Origin of the sequence: Bacillus sp. FSL K6-3431, from assembly GCF_038002605.1 — a bacterium.
Classification (GTDB): Bacteria; Bacillota; Bacilli; order Bacillales; family Bacillaceae_C; genus Lederbergia.
This window is the reverse complement of record NZ_JBBOCT010000001.1, coordinates 306,691-326,306: the sequence shown is the minus strand read 5'-3', so window position 1 is coordinate 326,306 and position 19,616 is coordinate 306,691. Positions and strand designations below refer to the sequence as shown.

At 34.7% G+C, this 19,616-nt stretch carries 19 protein-coding genes and 4 pseudogenes; 6 read left to right on the top strand and 17 right to left on the bottom strand.

Annotated elements, in window-relative coordinates:
- Positions 1-58: 58 nt before the first annotated feature.
- From MHB53_RS01585 to MHB53_RS01575, 3 genes and pseudogenes are all read right to left on the bottom strand, one after another.
- The gene (locus tag MHB53_RS01585; protein WP_340915293.1) at positions 59-1,021 is read right to left on the bottom strand and encodes a helix-turn-helix transcriptional regulator; all 963 of its coding nucleotides are present in this window, start codon (positions 1,019-1,021) and stop codon (positions 59-61) included.
- 99 nt (positions 1,022-1,120) lie between these two features.
- Positions 1,121-1,486: pseudogene (locus tag MHB53_RS01580) on the bottom strand (DUF6262 family protein).
- Position 1,487: 1 nt separating this feature from the next.
- A pseudogene (locus MHB53_RS01575) lies at positions 1,488-1,850 on the bottom strand (transposase); the annotation flags it as partial.
- A 122-nt stretch (positions 1,851-1,972) separates the two neighbouring features.
- On the opposite strand from MHB53_RS01575, the gene MHB53_RS01570 reads away from it, so the two are divergent.
- Positions 1,973-2,200: a hypothetical protein gene (locus MHB53_RS01570; RefSeq protein WP_340915291.1), complete on the top strand. Its 228-nt coding sequence runs from the start codon at positions 1,973-1,975 to the stop codon at positions 2,198-2,200.
- Positions 2,201-2,626: 426 nt separating this feature from the next.
- On the opposite strand, the gene MHB53_RS26175 is transcribed toward MHB53_RS01570, so the two are convergent.
- The gene (locus MHB53_RS26175) at positions 2,627-2,722 is read right to left on the bottom strand and encodes an IS3 family transposase (RefSeq protein WP_445661490.1); all 96 of its coding nucleotides are present in this window, start codon (positions 2,720-2,722) and stop codon (positions 2,627-2,629) included.
- A gap of 204 nt (positions 2,723-2,926) precedes the next feature.
- Between MHB53_RS26175 and MHB53_RS01565 the strand changes: the two genes are divergently transcribed.
- Complete coding sequence (locus MHB53_RS01565) at positions 2,927-4,069, top strand: enolase C-terminal domain-like protein (protein ID WP_340915290.1); 1,143 nt, start codon at positions 2,927-2,929, stop codon at positions 4,067-4,069.
- Between the two features lie 380 nt (positions 4,070-4,449).
- Positions 4,450-4,857 (top strand): DUF6463 family protein, encoded by a 408-nt coding sequence (locus tag MHB53_RS01560; RefSeq protein ID WP_340924402.1) that lies wholly within the window; start codon positions 4,450-4,452, stop codon positions 4,855-4,857.
- 1,180 nt (positions 4,858-6,037) lie between these two features.
- Here the strand turns inward: MHB53_RS01560 and MHB53_RS01555 are convergent.
- The 4 genes and pseudogenes from MHB53_RS01555 to MHB53_RS01540 form a co-directional block, all read right to left on the bottom strand.
- The gene (locus MHB53_RS01555; protein WP_340915289.1) at positions 6,038-7,471 is read right to left on the bottom strand and encodes an MFS transporter; all 1,434 of its coding nucleotides are present in this window, start codon (positions 7,469-7,471) and stop codon (positions 6,038-6,040) included.
- Between the two features lie 716 nt (positions 7,472-8,187).
- Complete coding sequence (locus MHB53_RS01550; RefSeq protein WP_340915286.1) at positions 8,188-8,436, bottom strand: hypothetical protein; 249 nt, start codon at positions 8,434-8,436, stop codon at positions 8,188-8,190.
- Between the two features lie 132 nt (positions 8,437-8,568).
- A pseudogene (locus tag MHB53_RS01545) lies at positions 8,569-8,982 on the bottom strand (winged helix-turn-helix domain-containing protein); the annotation flags it as partial.
- Positions 8,983-9,021: 39 nt separating this feature from the next.
- A pseudogene (locus MHB53_RS01540) lies at positions 9,022-9,399 on the bottom strand (DUF6262 family protein).
- 434 nt (positions 9,400-9,833) lie between these two features.
- Here MHB53_RS01540 and MHB53_RS01535 point away from each other — a divergent pair.
- Both MHB53_RS01535 and MHB53_RS01525 read left to right on the top strand, forming a co-directional pair.
- On the top strand, positions 9,834-10,601 hold the full coding sequence (locus MHB53_RS01535) for a SurA N-terminal domain-containing protein (RefSeq protein ID WP_340915285.1): 768 nt from the start codon (positions 9,834-9,836) through the stop codon (positions 10,599-10,601).
- Positions 10,602-11,058: 457 nt separating this feature from the next.
- Positions 11,059-11,259, top strand: coding sequence for a hypothetical protein (locus tag MHB53_RS01525; RefSeq protein WP_340925017.1), 201 nt, complete (start codon positions 11,059-11,061; stop codon positions 11,257-11,259).
- A 136-nt stretch (positions 11,260-11,395) separates the two neighbouring features.
- Here MHB53_RS01525 and MHB53_RS01520 read toward each other — a convergent pair whose 3' ends face one another.
- The 9 genes from MHB53_RS01520 to MHB53_RS01480 all read right to left on the bottom strand — a co-directional run bounded on the left by MHB53_RS01520 (position 11,396) and on the right by MHB53_RS01480 (position 17,838).
- Positions 11,396-11,980 carry a uracil-DNA glycosylase gene (locus tag MHB53_RS01520; protein WP_340915283.1) on the bottom strand — a complete coding sequence of 195 codons (585 nt, stop codon included), beginning with the start codon at positions 11,978-11,980 and terminating at the stop codon, positions 11,396-11,398.
- Between the two features lie 104 nt (positions 11,981-12,084).
- The gene (locus MHB53_RS01515) at positions 12,085-12,279 is read right to left on the bottom strand and encodes an H-type small acid-soluble spore protein (protein WP_445661386.1); all 195 of its coding nucleotides are present in this window, start codon (positions 12,277-12,279) and stop codon (positions 12,085-12,087) included.
- A 141-nt stretch (positions 12,280-12,420) separates the two neighbouring features.
- The gene (locus MHB53_RS01510; RefSeq protein ID WP_340915281.1) at positions 12,421-13,224 is read right to left on the bottom strand and encodes an HAD family hydrolase; all 804 of its coding nucleotides are present in this window, start codon (positions 13,222-13,224) and stop codon (positions 12,421-12,423) included.
- Between the two features lie 178 nt (positions 13,225-13,402).
- Complete coding sequence (locus tag MHB53_RS01505) at positions 13,403-14,416, bottom strand: LLM class flavin-dependent oxidoreductase (RefSeq protein WP_340924396.1); 1,014 nt, start codon at positions 14,414-14,416, stop codon at positions 13,403-13,405.
- 18 nt (positions 14,417-14,434) lie between these two features.
- Positions 14,435-14,719, bottom strand: a complete 285-nt coding sequence (locus tag MHB53_RS01500; protein WP_340915279.1) for a DUF3219 family protein — start codon at positions 14,717-14,719, stop codon at positions 14,435-14,437.
- A 131-nt stretch (positions 14,720-14,850) separates the two neighbouring features.
- Complete coding sequence (locus tag MHB53_RS01495) at positions 14,851-15,312, bottom strand: SRPBCC family protein (protein ID WP_340915277.1); 462 nt, start codon at positions 15,310-15,312, stop codon at positions 14,851-14,853.
- Between the two features lie 70 nt (positions 15,313-15,382).
- Positions 15,383-15,655: a MerR family transcriptional regulator gene (locus MHB53_RS01490; protein WP_340915275.1), complete on the bottom strand. Its 273-nt coding sequence runs from the start codon at positions 15,653-15,655 to the stop codon at positions 15,383-15,385.
- Between the two features lie 283 nt (positions 15,656-15,938).
- Positions 15,939-16,331: a VOC family protein gene (locus MHB53_RS01485; RefSeq protein WP_340915272.1), complete on the bottom strand. Its 393-nt coding sequence runs from the start codon at positions 16,329-16,331 to the stop codon at positions 15,939-15,941.
- Between the two features lie 316 nt (positions 16,332-16,647).
- Positions 16,648-17,838 (bottom strand): DHH family phosphoesterase, encoded by a 1,191-nt coding sequence (locus tag MHB53_RS01480; protein ID WP_340915270.1) that lies wholly within the window; start codon positions 17,836-17,838, stop codon positions 16,648-16,650.
- Between the two features lie 990 nt (positions 17,839-18,828).
- Between MHB53_RS01480 and MHB53_RS01475 the strand changes: the two genes are divergently transcribed.
- Complete coding sequence (locus tag MHB53_RS01475) at positions 18,829-19,533, top strand: DUF421 domain-containing protein (protein WP_340915268.1); 705 nt, start codon at positions 18,829-18,831, stop codon at positions 19,531-19,533.
- Positions 19,534-19,616 lie beyond the last annotated feature (83 nt).

Here is a 19,616-nt window from a genome sequence, read left to right as displayed (position 1 = left end):
ACATTTAATATAGCCAAATATAACATAACTTCCCTGACACCTAGCGTCAGGGAAGTTATCAAATTTGATGAAATTTTATTAATTCCGACAAAACTTCAATCAGTCTTTTCTTAAGACTGATTGGCTCAATAACTCGAATAGATTTACCGTACGGTAAAAGTAAATAAGGTACATATGTATGTATCATATCTTTCTCAAGGAGAAATACTGCTTGATTTGAAGTCCACTCTTGTAAATAATGTCCTAAAAACCAATGTTGGCAAATATCACCCAATGCCCTTTTATCTCCATTAATGACCAAAGAAATAATCCCTTCCTTATCTTCTATAGTTGGAACAAGGTTTTTCATAAAAAAGTCACGAGCTGAAAAATTTTCTGGTCGGTTAAACTTATTTTCGGTTAACATTAGACTTTCCATTCTATCTACTCTAAAACTACGGATATCATTCCTAAGATGACAAAACCCAATCACATACCACTTATTATTCCAATAAATAATTCTGTACGGATCCACCAATCTATACTTTGATTGCGCTTCACCACTTTTATGGTATAGAACTTTTACAGAGTATCCGTCAGCTACGGCCTGCTCCAACTCCTTCAAAAAAGGTTCCATAGCGAGGGAACTTAATCGACTTATTACTTCAAGACTAGTTAAATGTTGATTTATCTTTGTTTCCTGCTCTTGATTCGAATATTTTCTTAGCTTTGAAATAGCCCTATTTAGTGCTTCACCTCCATAATACCCGGCTTCTTCTGCAAAAATAGCAGCGTGAAATAGCGAGGTTTGCTCCTCAAAATCAAAAAAAAGAGGAGCTTCAATAAAATTGTTCAATAAAGTGTATCCACCATTATGTCCTGCGTCTGAAATTATAGGTACACCACTTATTGAAAGTGTATCAATATAACGATACACAGTCCTTATATTCATCTCTAACTTTTCTGAAATTTGTTTCGCAGTAATTTTTTCACCTGAACTAAGCATCCATAGAATCGCTAGTACATTGTCAATTTTAGCCACGGAATCCACCTCTATAAGGAAATAAATTTATTTTAAAATAATACTAAAAACATTACCTATTCATTGAATTTCTATTTAAAAGTAAGAAAACCGAAAAAGCTAAAACAACTTGCCATGTAATTTTTGAACTTGATCTTTTAATTGTTTGTTCTCTTCTTCTAGTGCCTTTATACGTTTTTTAAGGTCTTTATTAATACTTCCTCTGAAAGGACACTTTTACTAGTTTTACGAGGGCTTAACTCACTTATTTGCATCCCTCTTAATGTCTCCACTCTAGTTCTAATATCTTTTTGTTTGTAAAGCCATGACTTTGAAACATTTGCTTTTTGTGCAACGGAATTAAAATTAATCTTCTCTTTTTTTCAATGCCATCTCTGAAATTGTCTTTTCAACCCTAATTCTTGTCTTCTCCGACTTTTCTTTGGATAGTTGAATTATGGCAGTTGTGTTACTCTTTCTAGTCATCTTAATTCGTCTCCTTTAACGAATGAATAATTTGCTCTAATCTATTTTTAACACGTTCGGTTGTTTCAACCTGACGCTGCCATTGGTTCTGCTTAGCCCTATTTAATATTTCTTTAGTTCGGTCTAAGTGCTCTTCATGTTCATTTAGAAATTGTTTACTTGTACAGAGGTTCGTACAATCTAAACAAGCATTTGCGTGAGGACACGGTCCCGCAATTACTGGTAAACGACAATAGCCATTAAGAAGTGCTTGTGCATTGATATTCTTTTTAAACCATTGAAGATCTGTATTGTCAGCTTCAGTATTTTCTTCGGTTAAATCCAGAATGCTACCATTATTCGTCACCAAAGTTTCCTTAAACTCATCTGTAAATGTACGACGTGCTTTTTTAGTCATAGTAGATTCTACCTGACCCTTATTTTATTGTCTAACTTAGTGTAGCCTACCCATGCATTATAAATTGCCTGCAGGTAGAGTTGAACCTAGTGAATCTGTTGTTGAAGCAGTTGGAAGATGGAGAAACACACTCTTTACAGTTAATGTTTGAATGTAAAATAAAAGATGGATTTATTCCAAAACTGCCGAGAAATCCTGACCAAAATCAAACTGATGTTAAGTGGATAAATCTTAATGAATCAAGTGATATAGTTTTGTATCCTAATATAAAAGAGCAAATAATTACATATGCAAAAAGGAAAAAAATATTGAGTTAATTGAAGAACATACCCTAGAAGAGTATATAATTAAATAACTTCCTCGTTCAACTACAATGAAAAAAACTTCTCTAACTCCGAAAAAAGACAATACCAAAATGGACCCGTCTCATTGTATAAAAAAATGGAGAGAGCCTCATTACAATAATCTATGGATTGGATTGACTGGTTTAAAAACCAGTATGGACAGTTCAATATATTTTCATTCTCGGTGGTGCAGCGCTGTTTTTTGCGTTTCATGGATGGCTAAATGGTGCGATGCTTCGATATTGAAGTATCGCTTTTTCTTATTCTATCGGGTGCTATTGTTTAATAAGTAGCATAAAAGGATCTTCAATTGTGCTCTTATCCCCGTCAAGTAGACAATTAATAAAAGGTTCACTTATTAGGTATCCTTAGCTCCATATTCAGTAGGGATAAGGTTATTTAATTTTTTTGAAAACGTTTATTATTATAAAACTTAATATAATTTTTTCCTGCTTCCTTAACATCATTCGAACTATCAAATTGGTATTGGTAAATATGAAGTCGAAGTTAATATTCTTTACGGTGATGCATCCGAAGTGAGAGTCAGTGCATCTGGGCAAGAGTTTTTATTATAGACTTCTTAGGGATTTATACTTTAGCTTGATGGGAATGTGACGCTACCCCTTAAAGGGATTTCGTTTACGGGTATAGAATATATAGTTGATTCACAGTCTCTTAATGTAGAAAGGGGATAAATTGATGGACTTATCAAATATTTCAACAAAAAAAATTGAAAAGATTGAGTGGTGTAAATTACCAGGAAAAAGAAATCGTGCTGCGGGTAGTAACGCTAGGCTTGGAGTACACGGTGATAACGTTCCACTAGATTTAGTGCGTGTCACAATTGATGGCAAACAAGGTTTTGGTTGGTCTCGAATAAAAGAGAAAAGAGGGAAAGAACTATTAGGAACGACAGTCAAAGAATTATTTAGAAGTAATGGTGAAGTGAGCGAGCATTACTATGATATAGAGTTCCCATTGCTAGATTGGCTGGGAAAGGAGCAAGGAAAGCCTGTTTATGAACTTTTGTTAGGCAATACAGATGAAAAAATTAGTATCCCATGCTACGATACGTCGTTATATTTCGATGATCTCCATTTAGAAAATGATAGTGATGCAGTTGAACTTATCAAATCAGAAGCTTTGGCCGGTTGGGAGTTAGGTCACAGAGCTTTCAAAATTAAAGTTGGGCGTGGAGCTATGCACATGCCTCTAATCAAGGGTACAAATCGTGACATATCAATAATAAAAGGAGTCCGAGAAGTAGTCGGACCAGATGCAAAGATAATGATTGATGCTAATAATGGATACAACTTAAATATAACAAAAGAAGTTCTATCAAAAACGGCAGATTCTAACATTTATTGGATAGAAGAACCATTCCATGAAGATCCTGAATTTCTTAACAACTTGAAGACTTGGTTAAAAAAAGAAGGTTTAAATGTAATGGTTACCGACGGTGAGGGAAATGCTGCTCCTCAAATCGTTGATTGGGCCAAAGAGGGTAAAATTGATGCTATTCAATATGATATTCTACATTTTGGATTCCACAAATGGAAATATCTAGGTAAAGATCTTGACGAAGCAAATGTTAAGACGGCACCTCACGCCTATGGATGTGTGTATGGAAACTTTGCTTTAGGGCATCTGGCACCTCTTATAAAAGGGTTTTTGTTTATAGAGTGGGATGAAGTGAAAATTGAAGGGTTAGATGGATCTGATTACGTAATCAATAATGGCTATGTTGAGGTTCCTAAAAAACCAGGTTTTGGACTTGAACTTGATGAACCTTTCTACTCAATTTTAGTAGAAAAAGAAGGATGGTCTATTCAAGATATTTAAAGAGTTTAATTCGAAAAATGAATGTAATTGAAAGATTAATATTTTTCCTGCAGAAAGATTTGCAAACAAGCTGATCCATAAATTAACGGGATCTGGTGCAAAAACTTCAAGATAATTGCAAGTAATCTCTAAAACTTGGACAATACTATTACTCTAAAAAATTCTTGCGGTAATATGTCAAATACTAAAATAGGAGTTGGAAATTCTAAACCTTAAAAAACCCAAAAAGGTAATACTTAAGAAACCCAGTAATAATAATGTCGAGGATTAACAGGATTTTTTTATCCTAATACTACGAAATCGTAGTGAACTTCCAGTCACTGCCGATCTTGAAGGCGCCGATGAAGATTCGAACTCTAGAGTAGGGGGTATGGCGATGAATAAAGAAAACTCTTCCCTTTTATGGCTTCCCAAATTGGCTGGAGGGCTGCTTATCTTTATGGGTCTTCTTTATGGGTCTTTTCCATCCTATTTACGCGATCATTGCAGACCAAGATATGTGGAAACAGTTTATACTGTCTTGCTTGTGGAACTCAGTTGTCCCACCTTGGGAAAATCGTGACATTGTGTTTCAGCGGAATTTTTGGACTTCGATTGGAAGCTTGTGTATTCCATCTGCATTATTGGGTGGTTTTCTTTTATGGAGTATTCAACAAGATCATACAATTCCAGCTTTTCTAGTTTGGGGAATTTTTTTATATGGTCTAGTATGCTCCATACTTGCGCCTATTTCAGGTTTTTGGTTACTAGTGATAGCGGGTTCTATATTTAGGGGAAGAAGTTTATGAATATGAATATCATGTTTTATTCAAATCTTATCTAGGTAGAATATTAAACTTTATTCTTTAAGCATAAACGATATTGTCAATTTAGAGGTAAAGCCTATTCCATATTTTACAGAGAATAAGCAACGTGTGAAGATTTAAGAAGACCGAATAACTAAAAAGAATTGGAAATCAACTTGGAATAAATTAAAAGTGTTCAGATCAATACTTCTTTATAATCTTATTGTGCTAAGGTGCTTTAGTTTAATAAAAAGTATTAAAATGGACCTCAATATTTGCTGCACCCCAAATATACTAACACTAGTAGTACAAAACCAAGGCCATGGTTTTGTGCTACTATTTTTTTATAGTAGAAGTGAAGAAAAGTCGTTCTAACTTTGGGGTCAATATAGAATCCGCACCCCAAACAGGCTCACTTCACACCCTTATTTGAATCAATTTAGTATGTTGGGTCCATAGAGACCGTGAAAAACTAGAGTTTTACAAAAAAAGTGGTAGATGTTTCTGCTAGAATTTGTTCCTCTCTCTTTAGACAGTTAACCTCCGACCCATTACCAGTACGTACCATTTGGTAATACTGCGGTATGAATGACGGAAAGTTTCATAACGATATAATAGAATTTTAAGCCTTTCAGAACTCTGCAAAATAGCTACATTGTTTACTGTGGCACCTTACGGATTTAAGTGGCACTCCACATTTTACCTCACTATCATCCTATCCCTAAAGGGTGTTCTGCCGCACCGTAATGGGGTTTCTCGTTCGAAAAATCTGTAATTCGATAAATTATCTATCCCTCTCAATTATTATAGAAATCAAAAAAAGTCAGGCCAAAACTTTACCTGACTTTTTTTCTGCTAATTATTTTATTTTTTGCATCGTTTCTTATGGCTGCAATAGGTCGGCAGCCCACTCAGTCATAAAGCCATCATAAATAGAAACATTATTTTGACCTAACTATTTAAAATGAGCGCATGCCAAGTGGTAGCAATGCCACTTATGTGATAATTTTTTTATTTGGATCAAGCGCTCCCACTTTTTCAAGTGTTTTGCGTAACTTTTCTTCATCATAAAGTACTTTCGTTTTAGGATCAGAGTGATCACCAAAGAATATATTTACACTACCCAGTATGTGACAGAGAAGGAGGGGAACCTAGTGTCACCGCCCCTCCTAGATGTTTTTCTTTATTTATTCGAATCCGAGTTTTCCTTTTTTTCTTCGATTTTTTCCTTTTCTGCGCTCCACCATAATGAATCTTTTGGATTTTCAACAGCTTCTTTATACTCAGACTTAGAAGCAACTGTTGGATAAGAACCTTTTAGAGATTTTCCTGAAGTATTACTGAAAAAGAATAATATCACTAAAAATCCGATTACACTAACGATTGTTAAATAGAAACCAGGTGCTAAGTTATTCCCAGTTTGGTGGACTAGCCATGTTGAAACTAATGGGGTAGTCCCACCAAATATTGAAACAGAGACATTAAAGGTTACAGCTAATGTTCTATATCGAATATCTGTGTAGAACATCGTTGGTAACGATCCAGGAAGTGTGCCTTCATAAGTTGAAAGCAGAAAACCTAAAATTAGAAGACCGAAAGAAATAAATACTAAAGCATTCAAGTTTATTAAATAAAAAGCGAGGGCAGATAATAGGGTTAATCCGCCTAAACCAATTAATAAAACAGTCTTGTTTCCAATTTTATCACTGAGCTTTCCAAACATAAACGCAAGCGGCACCATAATAATCATTATAATAGTAATTAATATGGTTCCTACTTCACTAGATAATCCAACAACCCCATTTAAATAAGAAGGCATGTATGATAATAACATATAGTTTGTAATATTAAAGAATGCGACAGCTACAAAACATACAAGAATATCTTCTTTGTGATTTTTTAAAATAGATAGAAAGCTTTCCTGTTGGGCTTCATCATTAGAAAGTTCATTTTCAAAAATGGGTGTTTCTTCTAAATGTCTTCTTAAATACAACCCAACAAGCCCTAAGGGTAAGCCGAGTATAAACGGTATTCTCCAACCCCATGAAGCCATCTGCTGATCAGATAAAGTGATAAAGAGTGTACTGACAAGTAATGAAGCTAATATATAACCAGAGAGCGTACCAACTTCTAGTCCACTCCCAAGCAAATTTCGTTTATTGTCTGGAGAAGATTCTGCAATATAGACCATTGCACCAGCATATTCGCCACCAGTTGAAAAACCCTGAATAATCCTAGCTATTAGTAAGAGTATAGGTGCCCATATACCTATTTGATCATATGTAGGTAATAAACCAATTAGTAACGTGGAAAATGCCATTATAATAATCGTGGTTGTTAAAACAACTTTTCTTCCTAATTTGTCCCCGATTTTACCAAATATAACACCGCCTAATGGGCGCATTAAAAAGGCAATCGCAAATGTTGCAAATGTGAAAACTAATTGTAGCTCATCATTCTCAACACCAGTAAAAAAGTTTTGACTAATAATAACAGCTAAATATGAATATAAGCCAAAATCAAACCATTCCATGGCGTTTCCTACCCCTGTAGCAAACACGCTTTTCTTAGCTTTTTGAATATCTACAACGTTGATTTTTTTCTTGTTGAATTTCATTTAATCATGTCAACTCCTTAAATCAAACAAGAACGATAAATACAGTCAAACTCACTTTAAAATTTCTAGTATATTATGTACTTTCTTTTCCTTTTTATGAAAAGTTTATTTGATATAAAAGAGCCTCTTGAATAAACCTTTTTTTAATACAAGCTCTTTTATATTTCAAGAATCAACCTGGTTTTTACATTTAGTCGGCTCCGTTCTTAGCTTGAAAGAAGGGTAGGGCGCAAGCCTAGGTATCTGTCCTTCCTTCAGGCTTAGAACGGTTGTGACCGTGTACGCTTCGTAGGACAAAAGACAAAAAACACAAAAAGGAAGGCAGCCATTTCGGCTGCCTTCCTTTTTGTACAGACCGTAATGCTGCCGCTCAAATTTCAGGGATACTGATAATATCACTACATAAAATAATATCTGAATGTGTATTTATTATCACACATTCAGATATATCAATTTCAACATACAACTACATGACAACAATAACATATAGATATATGTTATTGTTCATCAGACTCAGATGGGCTTCTGTTTTTCTATCGAAATGTAAGCTTGTACAAATTATTCCCCTAATTCATTACAATGTCACAATAAATAACTTCTCCATAACTTCAGTAGTGCAAATCATTCTACAATTAGTTCGCTATCAGTTAATTGGTGCATACTATTTGTCAGCGGTATACCATTTTCCCGATACTTTATACTTTTTAGTACTTTCGTCAATCTCTTCTCTCTTCTATTTTTTCAATTTTCCCTTTCTCGATTTCAAGCCCCTTTTTAACGTGTTGATCTATCCAAAATGTAGTAATGGTTTTTCCGTTTTCATCTCTTAATTTAGTATTACAGAACCTGAATTCCTGTGGTAATTCTTGAATAAAAAGTGGTTGATGGGGTTTGAGAAAAACTTCTTTTATTGTCTGTCCTCTATCCAATGGCGTTGTTTGGAGTTGACATTTTGGCGATTCCATTAACTTTTATGTTACTTCCCTACTTAACCTGTATAATTTAGCTATATTATTACCCTTGATTGATAAAAAAGAACAATCGAAACTGAAGCAGAGCGAAACTTCCCTGCTTTTTTAGCTTATTTTATGTGTTTTTTACGAATCGCCTTTTACAAAGCGGTATCCCACTCCCCATACTGTTTCAATAAATTTTGGCTTAGAAGGGTCTGATTCTATTTTTTCCCTTATCTTCCGGATATGAACTGTCACAGTTGTTAAATCCCCCATTGAATCAAAACCCCATATACGTTCAAATAAATGATCCTTGCTAAACACCCTATTGGGGTTTGTTGCCAAAAACACCAACAGATCGTATTTCTTTGCGGTGAACATACTTTTCTCGCCATTTAAAAAAACCCGCCGTGAGTTTTAGTCGATAGATAATTCTCTTACCTGGATACCGTTTGGTTCCCTATTACGATTAACTAAACGTTCGTATCTTGATAAATGGGCTTTAACCCTCGCAACCAATTCATTAGGATTAAATGGCTTTACAATATAATCATCTGCTCCACGGTCAAATATCATGTATAATGTCCACAAATCCAATCACAATACTGCTAATACAACTTGCCATGTAGGTTTTTGAACTTGATTCTTTAATTGTTTGTTTTTTCTTCTAATGCCTTTATACAGCTTTTAGGGGTCTTATTAAAGCATCCTCCGAACGAGGGACTAATTCGCTTATTTGCATCCCTCTTAATGTTTCTATCCTAGTTCTAATATCATTTTGTTTATAAAGCACTGATTTTGATACATTTGCCTTTTGAGAACGGAATTAAAATTAATTTTTTCCTTTTTTAATGCCATTTCTGAAATTGTCATTTCCACTTTAATTCTCGTTTTCTCTGATTTTTCTTTTGATAGTTGAATTATGGCAGTCGCATAAAAACCTTCCGCCAAATCCGCATATGCCTGTAGCCTCATAATTTTTTTCTTTGCTTGGTCAACCGTTTTTGATTCCTCATAATTATCCCTCCATATGCCATTATTCGACACAGATTAGGATTTCCTCCTACAAAAGGCAAAAGAGTTCCTTATATACAGGTACATTCACACATGGCAATAGTTACGAAAACAAGAACCTTTAGACGCTCAATCTTTTCATTCGACTGGTAATCTAATAATTTACATATTTATTACACCCGACTATAGGGAATTAATTTTAAGCAGCTTTAAATTGCTTAACTGTTTTCGAATTTGCCTTTTTCAGGCATCATTAGCATTAAAAATATTTCAATCCTGTTATAAATATTAAAAATGAGCGCATAATGATTCTTTTTTGCAGGATTTACTTTATAATGCCATTAGATGATTTTTTCAGGGAAAATTATACTTCTAGCTTAGGAGGGAGATCGATTATGAAGAAAATGATGTTTACATTAATAACCGGTCTAATGGTCGTTGTTTTAGCAGCATGCGGAGGAAATGAAGAAAGTAAAGAACCTAAAAATGATAATAAAGCAAAAACAGCGGAAACCGATAAGCAGAAGGAACAGCAAAAGCAAATGAAAGAAATGCAAAAGAAATTAGAAGCACAACAAATAGATGAAAGGAAAACTGTTGCCATAGTGAATAATAAAAAAATTTTAGGAAGCGACTATAATAGCGCTTTAGCATCTACACAAAGTAACATTCAGCAAATGGGACAAGATCCGACTTCTAAAGAAGCTTCAGAGCAAGTAAAAAACCAAACAATTGACAGCTTAGTCGGACAAACTCTTCTTCTTCAACAGGCAGATAAAAAAGGCTATAAAGTTTCAGAGGCAGATATTAATAAGCAGCTAGACGAAATTAAAAAACAGTTTAAAACAGAAAAAGAATTCGATGCCGCTCTAAAAAAATCCAGCATGGATATGAAAACACTTGAAACTAAAATAGCTGACGAAATTAAACTTAAACAGTACGTTGAGAAAGAAGTACCGACTGATGAAATAACTGATGAAGAAATTCAAAAAACGTATGATCAATATGCGGAACAAGGAAAGAATACTGGACAAAAAGTTCCAAAGCTTGAAGAAGTAAAACCGCAAATCGAACAATCTCTTCAACAGCAAAAACAGCAGGAAAAACTCGCACAGCAAGTTGATGAGTTTAAGAAAAATGCGAAGATTAGTATTAAGATTTAAGATGTTACACAGAAAAACGAATAGCTAAGGGATTGATGCCAAATGCCCCTTCACCTTGTTTAATCCACTTTTCAACGACATCTGTCTGTCAAACCAGTTTTTTCTTTCGGACATAAAAGTAGAAGGTGTCCCAAAACCCTAGCTTTTGGGCACTCTTTTTGTGTACAAAAAAATAAAAAGAATCGTCCATTTTAAATGGACCTTAACCTATTTCTACATTATCCGGGTGGAGGACGCCCTTCTTATCATACCAAAATGTTGTTGAATATTAACCGTTTCCGTTCGGAACGGATGAAGGACGTCATCTATGAAATCTTCTTCTCGATTGTTGAATGTTAAAATAAACAGCGCTAATCAAATTGAAGGGCAATTTTCTGGATGGGAATAACTAGAAGCTAACGCAAATAAATACACATTTGTCTGGCGAAGTCGATTGAAAAATATGATCAAAGCTTGAATGAAAAATATAAGCAGATTGTCGAACAGTTGGATAATGTACCGATTACTTCTACTAAAATCAGTTGACGCCATCGATAAATGGGAACAGGGATTGAAAGAAGTGCCGAAAGACAAGACATTTGTGCCAAAGAAAAACTATCCTTCTACTTCGGAAGTTGTTGAAGCTGCACGAGATAATTTAGTTATTGGAATCAAATAAATATAAAAGCTATAGTTTTTTTATATTTACTTATAGTGCAAAATAACTCCTAAAGTGAAAGATTCCTCAACCAAGTGTACTTTATATCGTGTGACCTTTTTAAGCTATAAATTAGAAATAACGCGTTTTTTAGTAGCTATTTCCTTATCTCTCCATTATGATAACTCTCCGCAACCAACTTCCAATCACTCAAAAATAAAGACCATAAATTTGGGCGACGTCTTACCGCTAGCGGATGATAAGCTACCGCTGTCCGATATCCATGAACATCATGCCAAGTTCCACGCAATCCTTTAACACTAACTTCAACGTTTTGAAAAAAGGATTGGACTGCTACATTACCCAAGCAAAGGATGAGGGCAGGTTTTTTAATTAAAATCTGTTGATTTAAATGGAGCATACAGGTTTTACGCACTTCCTCTTTTTCGTATGCTCGTACAGGTTTTCTTTTTAAAATGTAAGTGACATACAAATCTTTCGTATTCAATCCAACTTCGCTAGCCACCTTTTGTAATGTTTGTCTCGTGCCGCAAACCATGGGATTCCCTTCTCTATCCTCTCTGGCTCCTGGATTATCAAGAATAATCATTATTGGCGCATCTGGATTCCCTTCTCCCCAAATCATTCGTGACCCATGCTCGTATAGACCACATTCGCGACAATCTTTTAGCTTTTCTGGCGTGGGTTCTTCTGGCCATAGTGCTGAACAATGATTGGACATGTCTTCATCTCCTGTTGTTGGTTTGTTAGATAAGCATTATTGTGTCCACCTACAACAATAATTAATAAAAGCCGCCATCCTTTTACTTAAGGATGACGGCTTTTTTAAACTTCTTCTAACTTTGATATATCTACAATAGACCTTTCTTCCAAAGGTCGAGGATCCCGTAAATGTACTGTTGCAGTGACTCCACCTTCATTCACTTTATCAATCCACACAGAAACCCCCTTGTACAAGACATCTATTTCTGCTGATGAAGATAGAATTTGGTTTACTCGGTTAAGATCGATTACACTCACTCCCTATCATTTGTCGTTATATTTTTTGAAAGATAGAGAATTTTATTCAAGTATATTTTTACTAATTATAATAAAATCCATTCGTTAACAATATGGGTAGGCATATGGAAAAAACGATTACAAGCCAAACACGATTCCAAATTACAAATTCTTCACATTATATTTTAAACCTTCTAAAATAGGAAACAGCTCTTCTAAATGCTCAATTTCATATGTAGGTATCACTTCATTCCGTTCTTTTTCCTCACGGTTAATCCATACAGATTTGATATTAGCTCGATTAGCTCCAAGAATATCGGTCATTAAATTATCCCCTACCATGATCACTTCCTCTTTCTCAAGTGACATTATGGATAATGCATGTTCAAATATGGAGGGATCTGGTTTCCCTTTTCCAAAACCCCCAGAAATGACGATTTGATCAAAGTATGGTGTAAGCTCTGGTGTGATCGTAAGCTTTGTATTTTGTAAATCTGGAGATCCATTTGTTAACAATAAAAGTCGGTAATTCTCTTTCAGTTTATCTAAAACATTAAATGATTCTTCGTACACAAATGGTAGCTTTCTCCGTTCTTGTGGGAAACGTTCAGCTAATTCATATCCAAAATCAGCGTCATCAATCCCCATTGTTTTTAAGCCTTTCGTCCATGCTTCTTTACGATAGCCAGGAACAATTTCCTTCATTTTCCTGAAATGATCATGGTCATCTAAAAAGTTTCCCCATAATCCTTCAAACGGATTTATCCCAATCATTTGCGTAAATGAGTATGTTTCATATGTAGAGTATAAATCTCTAGCAGCTTCTCGTACAGCATTTTCAAGCTGATTATGATTTACTCCATATTTTTCTCCTGCAACTTTACATGTAGCTACAAATGCTTCCTTTACACTCTTTTGATCCCAAAGCAGGGTATCATCTAAATCGAAAAAAACAGCTTTAATCATCTTTGTTTGTCCTCTCTTTTCGTAAATATTAGTATGTAATTACCAGTTTACTATAGATTTTGTGGAGAAAAAATTATTTTATAGAAACCCTTAAGTACGTTTCTGAATTCATTATACTATTTCTACTAGATTATGATAGTGTTGTGTACATTTAAACGTGAATCAGCCTTCTATTTCCCTAGCCTTTGCCTTTATTGCAAAGTAACTCTTTGGCAATAAGTGTATATGAATGAATTCTATCTTTCGGACAGTAGGTAATCGTATTAATCATGATTTCATCTGCTTTATGTGTAGTTTGTAACTCGGTTAGTTTCCGATTCACCTCTTGGGGGTTTCCGATAATCACTTTCTGCCGCATTTTTTCTAGTATTTCTTTTTCTTTATCCGTTAGCTTATATTCTTTTGCTTCGCGAATAGAAGGTACACCAAAAAGACCTTTCCCTTTTTCTTTTTGCAATGCCCAAATCAGTGAACTTAATGCGATATTCTCTGCTTTTTCCGATGTTTCTGCACAAACAGCAGAAACAGTTAGGATGACTTGAGGTATTTGACCTTGTTTTCTTGGCTTAAAAGCATCTATATATTGCTGTATAATGGCTGCTCCATCGTTATCGCTCATAAACTGACCAAATGTATAGAACATGCCATTTTCTGCTGCAAGTAAAGCACTTTTCTTGCTAGTACCGAGAAGCCATGGTACTGGTGATACTTCGGGTAGCGGTGAAGCAGATACTTTTGAATAATCATGTTCAGCAGGAAAATCATCAGCTAAGAAATGAAGTAATTCTTTTACTAAATCGGGCAAGCGCCATACATTTTGTAAAAAGTTATCAGATAAAGCATCAGTAGCCTCAGCAGATCCACCTGGCGCTCGTCCGATTCCAATATCAATCCGATTTGGAAACAATGTGGCTAACGTATTATATATTTCTGCCACTTTATATGGTTTATAATGGGGCAATAGAACCGCTCCTGAGCCTACACGAATGGTATTTGTGTTGGCGCCAATATAGCTTAGCAATACTTCCGGCGCGGAACATGCAAGCCCTGGCAAATCATGATGTTCGGCAATCCAATAGCGCGTATAACCTAATGCCTCACCTGCTTGTGCTAATTTCATCGATTCATTTAATGCCTCTTTGGCATTTTGATTTGCAGAAATTGGTGATTGATCTAATATACTTAACAGCATCATACAGCGCCTTCTTTCTTAATTACTCTCCTCAAGTAAAACCAGTTTAAATTCTCCAACCTGACCTTTTTTATATAAATTTGTAATGGATGTAGAGTAATTGTGAATGATCCCCCTAAATGATAAATCCCGCTCAGGAATTCTCACGTCAAATACACCTTCATATAGCAAAGTAGTTACATCGTGATATTCGTCACTCGTTACTTTAAATTCAACCGAAACTTTATATAAATTGTTTACTTTTTCTTCTTTATAATTGCTTACATTGATTATTGTATCATTTAATATCAATTCTTTTGACAATGAAATCTCCCCCTTCTCAAATCTTATCAAAATGACAGCATGCCACTCTCTCCTTCCATTCATTATATCTGGAGATAAATGGAGGGAGAAATAATTGATCCTATTTTAGCAATCCTAGCAAGCAATTTATATCAATTATTATTACTTTTCATCGCTTCGTCATGGACCAATTTAACAAAGTCATTGACCACTTTCTCGTTATTCTTCGTTCCGCCTAACTTTATTAACGATCGACCAAGAAAATTAATTCCTTCATTTTGTCCAGAGTAGATAAATTTAGTTCTTTGATCAGCTTCTTTAACAAGCGTAAAGGATGTTTGGATTCTAAAGGCTTTAGCTAAAATAAATTCTATTTTTTTATGTTTCTTCTGATTGGTATTTTCATACTCCAGATCAGTTACGATATAAGTTTCTTTTCTTTTACCTTCTTGATAGGTCTGTTGATACGTTGATCCTACAACACCTTCTTTTATTTCCATTGGTTTATGTTCAATTACATTTGGCATAATCCTTTGAATTTGATCCAAATCAAAAAGTCGCCAAACTGTTTCAATATTTGTGGGGATGGTAATCTCTTTACTCCATTTAATCATTAATCTCTACTCCATTCTCATCATTGATAAATGAATCAATATCATAAATTAAATTTTCCAACTCACTTACTTATAGCATTAATCTACTTTTCTTTTCCTGCAAAATATCCTCTAAATCAGCCAATGAACGCTTATTAATCACTTCTAACATTTCTTGAATGGAGAAGTCAAACTTGCGTAAATAAAATAACAACCGAGCAGTTAAAAAAGAATTATTGTCATAATACCTATATTGATTAGTTGGATTTACATATATAGGTTCCAGAAGCTTAATGTCAGCGTAATACCTTAAAGTTTCTTTTGACAGTTCGGTCATTGATGCAAACTCACCTATACGATACATTTAATCCTCCCCCCGAAAACTACTATAAACTATGTAGTACACCACATAGTCAATCAGCGGACTTGATGATTTATACTATCAGTAATTACATTCCCTTTTTTTACCCATAAACTGAAAATAAACCGTTAAACATCAACAAATAAAAGGTAGACACATATTAGAATTATTAAATATATGTCCACCTTCTCATCTTGTTTCATGTAAAAAAGATGAGAAGGTGGACATATTATCTACTAACTGGGAAAAATAATTAAAAGAACAAAAAAATTGTCTTTACTACTGTCTAAGGGAGCATTAGTTGCCAGGATACACCGAACTTATCGACAATCCAACCAAACATCTTACTAAAGGAATAATCATCTAACTGCATCAAAACAGCCCCTCCCTTACTTAAATTCTCATAAAGTCGGATAATTTCTTCATCCGAATCACATGTAATAAACAAGGAAAATGAAGGAGTAAACGTAAATTCATGCTTAACGTTACTATCAATACACATAAATTCCTGACCCTTTAATGAAAAGCTAGCTTGCATAACACTACCCTTTTCACCTGCTTCGTTTGATCCATAACGAGTAATACTGGTTATTTTTGAATCCTCTATCAAAGAAACGTAATAATTCATAGCTTCTTCCGCATTTCCTTGGAACATTAAAAATGGTGTAACTTTATTCATTATGTATTCTCTCCTTATTTCAACGTTTAACTTAAATTATCATTAGTCTACAACAATGTCATTAAGACTTCCAAACGTCACAATAAAACTCTAATTCAAATCTATTATGAGTTCTAATTATAGATGTATCAACCAATGAAAATTGTACGTCTACTAATATTTGCAAGGTAAGTCATATCCTCACAACACTGATCCTACATTATTACGTACACAATTTAACCAAATCATACGATAAGTTAAATTCCAAAGCGCTAGAGACCTTATTTTAACAATTCAATAAGGCTCTAGCGCTTTGAACTTTCTTTTTTTAAAATTTTCACTTATCACTTTCAATACCCTTTACTTTGTTTATTAAATAGCTGACAAAAGTATCATCTCTTACAAGCCAAGCCGCGTGGTTTCTTTTTAAAAAACTTTCCCCTTCATCAAAACTTGTAAAGGTCTGTTCCAATTTAATTTTATTATGGTCCATTGCCCAGTCACTTTCATTCAACGGATAAAGAAAAAAGACCTCGTCCATTCTATTTTTATACAGGGAGCCGAAAGCTGATCGTTTCAAGTTATAACGATTTCGTTTCGCATCTTCCCGTAATGGCTCTAAGTGAAATGTTTCAACTACAAATTGTTTGTATGCTTCCTCTGTTAAAGAACAACCCGATGCTTTTGCATGCCCGCCTCCACCGAAATGACCAGCCACAACAGATACATCAATGTGATCGTGGACTGTTCGAAAACCCATCCGTTTTCCACCTACATTTAATATAGCGATGTAATCAAGGTGCGGGTATTCTTTACCGAGTTCATTTCCAAGTTCTGAGTGATACGATTCCGCATAAACGACACCTGCAAATAGATCACCCACTTTGACTTGAATGAGTTCCCGCCTTTTCCGGCGGATATAGCGTTCGGTTTTATTCTCTTCCATATCCAAAATCTTATTTTCAAACTCATCAAAGCTGAAATGGTCACTTGCTTTAAGTCGGCTAATCATTTTCTCTTCAAATTCCTCTATCGAAACCAAAAAAAAGAGAGCATTTAGCCGTCGAGCTCGGTGGTTGTCGTTTTTCTCCCACTCCCAGGTATCATATTGCCTGACAAGCTCGACAAATTCAGCTACGACGTCTGATGACTTAATTAGTTGATGTGATAAAAGATATTTATAAAATAGAGAAGTTGCGGAAGTTAATTTTCCTTGATCGTCTTCAACTACTACATGTCCCCACTCATAATCATTAAAAGGCAGAGCAGTAATGTGGTGATCAAGCAATTGTACCCTTCCTCCCGTTTGATAAAACACATCAAGTCTTTTTTCATTTTCTTCGTTTACAGACAAATCTGTTATAAATAAAAATGTATCCTTATCATCATTTTCAAAAAACCATTCAACTTCGCGATCAAGACCTGAAACGGAATTATAGCGAACCTTTACTTCTTTACCAAAAGTGAGCTTTGCTAAAATACCACATCCTACCCCATCCAGATCATTATGAGACAACAGTTTATACATGTTTTCACCTCAAATGTAGTATGGGTCAAAAGGTAAAAATTATCAATGTGATATCCATATAATTTAGACAAAATACGAACATAACTAATTCTTTCGCAAGAGTCAACATTTATTAATTCGTTATCATATGGATAAATGGTTATTACTACCTAGTATCTTTGCGTTAGTATGAGAGAAATAATAATAGCAATATACATAGAATATCTGTTTATCATATTAATGATGCATTCAGAAAACGAAAAATGCGATTACTTAAGAGATGATTTAGAATAATAATTAAACTTGGATGGATTATTGGAAAGCAGGACCATAAATAATCGGAGGTTATTTATTGAACAAACAAAGAGCAGAAGAAATCGCACAACACCTGATATCAATTTCACCTCGGCGGAATTGCGTCCAGATTTTATCGAGCTCGCTCGATACGCTTCCTCTGAAAATCTGTGACATCTGCCGGAGGCTTTCACTTCATTCAGGCGGAGTTTGCACTCCCACTGAATGGTGGTAAATCGCATTCATCCCGCCACTTATAGAAGTGGGGGACTTCTGCTGAATGAAGTGTATCGAAACTTATAGAATAGTGAACTCGTTTCAGAAAGCTGAAACATCGGGGAATCAGGTGGGGATTCTACTCCACCTGATTGGTAACTCCCACCTACGCTTCACTTAGAGGTGGAGGTCTTAAAACCCTAAAGAAAGACCAAGATAAATCAATGAAATTCTACTTATAACGAATTTACTTCGAATTAATTCTGAAATAATAACCATCTGGATCTGCAATTTTATTACCGCGAAGATACCAAAAAGCAAGACGCAATTTCGTTTTCAATGGGGTAATTTCTTTTTGGTTTTAAGATGACCCTAGGTAGTTTCTTGTTCTAAGAACTTCAAATAAGTACTACGCCCCAACATTAATCAAGCGATTTAGATACTCATTTAGGGCGGTATAGGTGCATGAAAATACTGTTCATATAGAGGAAGTGAGTACGCATGGATTTTTTCCATAGCCAAGAATCATTGACTGCGATTCAATGGATTTTACGCGCCATTGTATCATATTTCTTTATGATTATTACAGTAAAAGTAATGGGACAACGTTCCATTTCACAGTTAAGATTACTTGATTTTGTTATTGCATTAATAATTGGAAACATCATTGCTCACCCTTTGTCAGATGAGAGCTTAGGCTTAAAAGGTTCCATGATCACAATGAGCGTACTAGTTATTTTATATACATCAAGTGTCATTGCGAGTTTAAAGTCGGATAAACTAAGAAAGTTTTTTGATGCACCTCCACTTCCCTTGATTGAGAATGGAAAAATTTTTTACAAAAATCTAGGAAAAGCTAGAATTTCACTTGATGATCTAATGTTGGAATTACGGAAAGGGAATGTAGAAGATATTCAAAAAGTCGCTCTCGCTTTGTGGGAAATGGGTGGAACTCTGTCTCTTTTTCTAAAGCCTCAATATCAACCAGTAACACCTTCGGATTTGAATTTGTCTCCCAAATCCTTCGTTTTTCCCAAAACCATTATTAAAGAAAGGAAAATTGATGTATCTCTATTGCATGCAATGGGGCGTGAGGAAAACTGGTTGGAAACGAAGATAAAATCTACATACAATGCTGACATACACGATATTTTATTAGCAACCATTGATGAAACCGAACACATTACTATTTTTTTATATAATTAACGTGCACCACCTCCTATTACGTATTTGTATCGCTCCTTTCAGTTGAAGTATTTTCCTTTGTAACATTTTTATCAGAGGTTCAT

Excerpts from the sequence above, each read along its gene's own strand:
- MHB53_RS01490 (WP_340915275.1), bottom strand. The coding sequence starts at position 15,655 with ATGTATCGTATAGGTGAGTTTGCATCAATGACCGAACTGTCAAAAGAA.
- MHB53_RS01505 (WP_340924396.1), bottom strand. The coding sequence starts at position 14,416 with ATGCTGTTAAGTATATTAGATCAATCACCAATTTCTGCAAATCAAAAT.
- MHB53_RS01475 (WP_340915268.1), top strand. The coding sequence starts at position 18,829 with ATGGATTTTTTCCATAGCCAAGAATCATTGACTGCGATTCAATGGATT.
- MHB53_RS01510 (WP_340915281.1), bottom strand. The coding sequence starts at position 13,224 with ATGATTAAAGCTGTTTTTTTCGATTTAGATGATACCCTGCTTTGGGAT.
- MHB53_RS01555 (WP_340915289.1), bottom strand. The coding sequence starts at position 7,471 with ATGAAATTCAACAAGAAAAAAATCAACGTTGTAGATATTCAAAAAGCT.
- MHB53_RS01525 (WP_340925017.1), top strand. The coding sequence starts at position 11,059 with ATGAAAAATATAAGCAGATTGTCGAACAGTTGGATAATGTACCGATTA.
- MHB53_RS01495 (WP_340915277.1), bottom strand. The coding sequence starts at position 15,312 with ATGATTAAATGGAGTAAAGAGATTACCATCCCCACAAATATTGAAACA.
- MHB53_RS01565 (WP_340915290.1), top strand. The coding sequence starts at position 2,927 with ATGGACTTATCAAATATTTCAACAAAAAAAATTGAAAAGATTGAGTGG.
- MHB53_RS01485 (WP_340915272.1), bottom strand. The coding sequence starts at position 16,331 with ATGAATAAAGTTACACCATTTTTAATGTTCCAAGGAAATGCGGAAGAA.
- MHB53_RS01480 (WP_340915270.1), bottom strand. The coding sequence starts at position 17,838 with ATGTATAAACTGTTGTCTCATAATGATCTGGATGGGGTAGGATGTGGT.
- MHB53_RS01535 (WP_340915285.1), top strand. The coding sequence starts at position 9,834 with ATGAAGAAAATGATGTTTACATTAATAACCGGTCTAATGGTCGTTGTT.
- MHB53_RS01550 (WP_340915286.1), bottom strand. The coding sequence starts at position 8,436 with ATGGAATCGCCAAAATGTCAACTCCAAACAACGCCATTGGATAGAGGA.
- MHB53_RS01520 (WP_340915283.1), bottom strand. The coding sequence starts at position 11,980 with ATGTCCAATCATTGTTCAGCACTATGGCCAGAAGAACCCACGCCAGAA.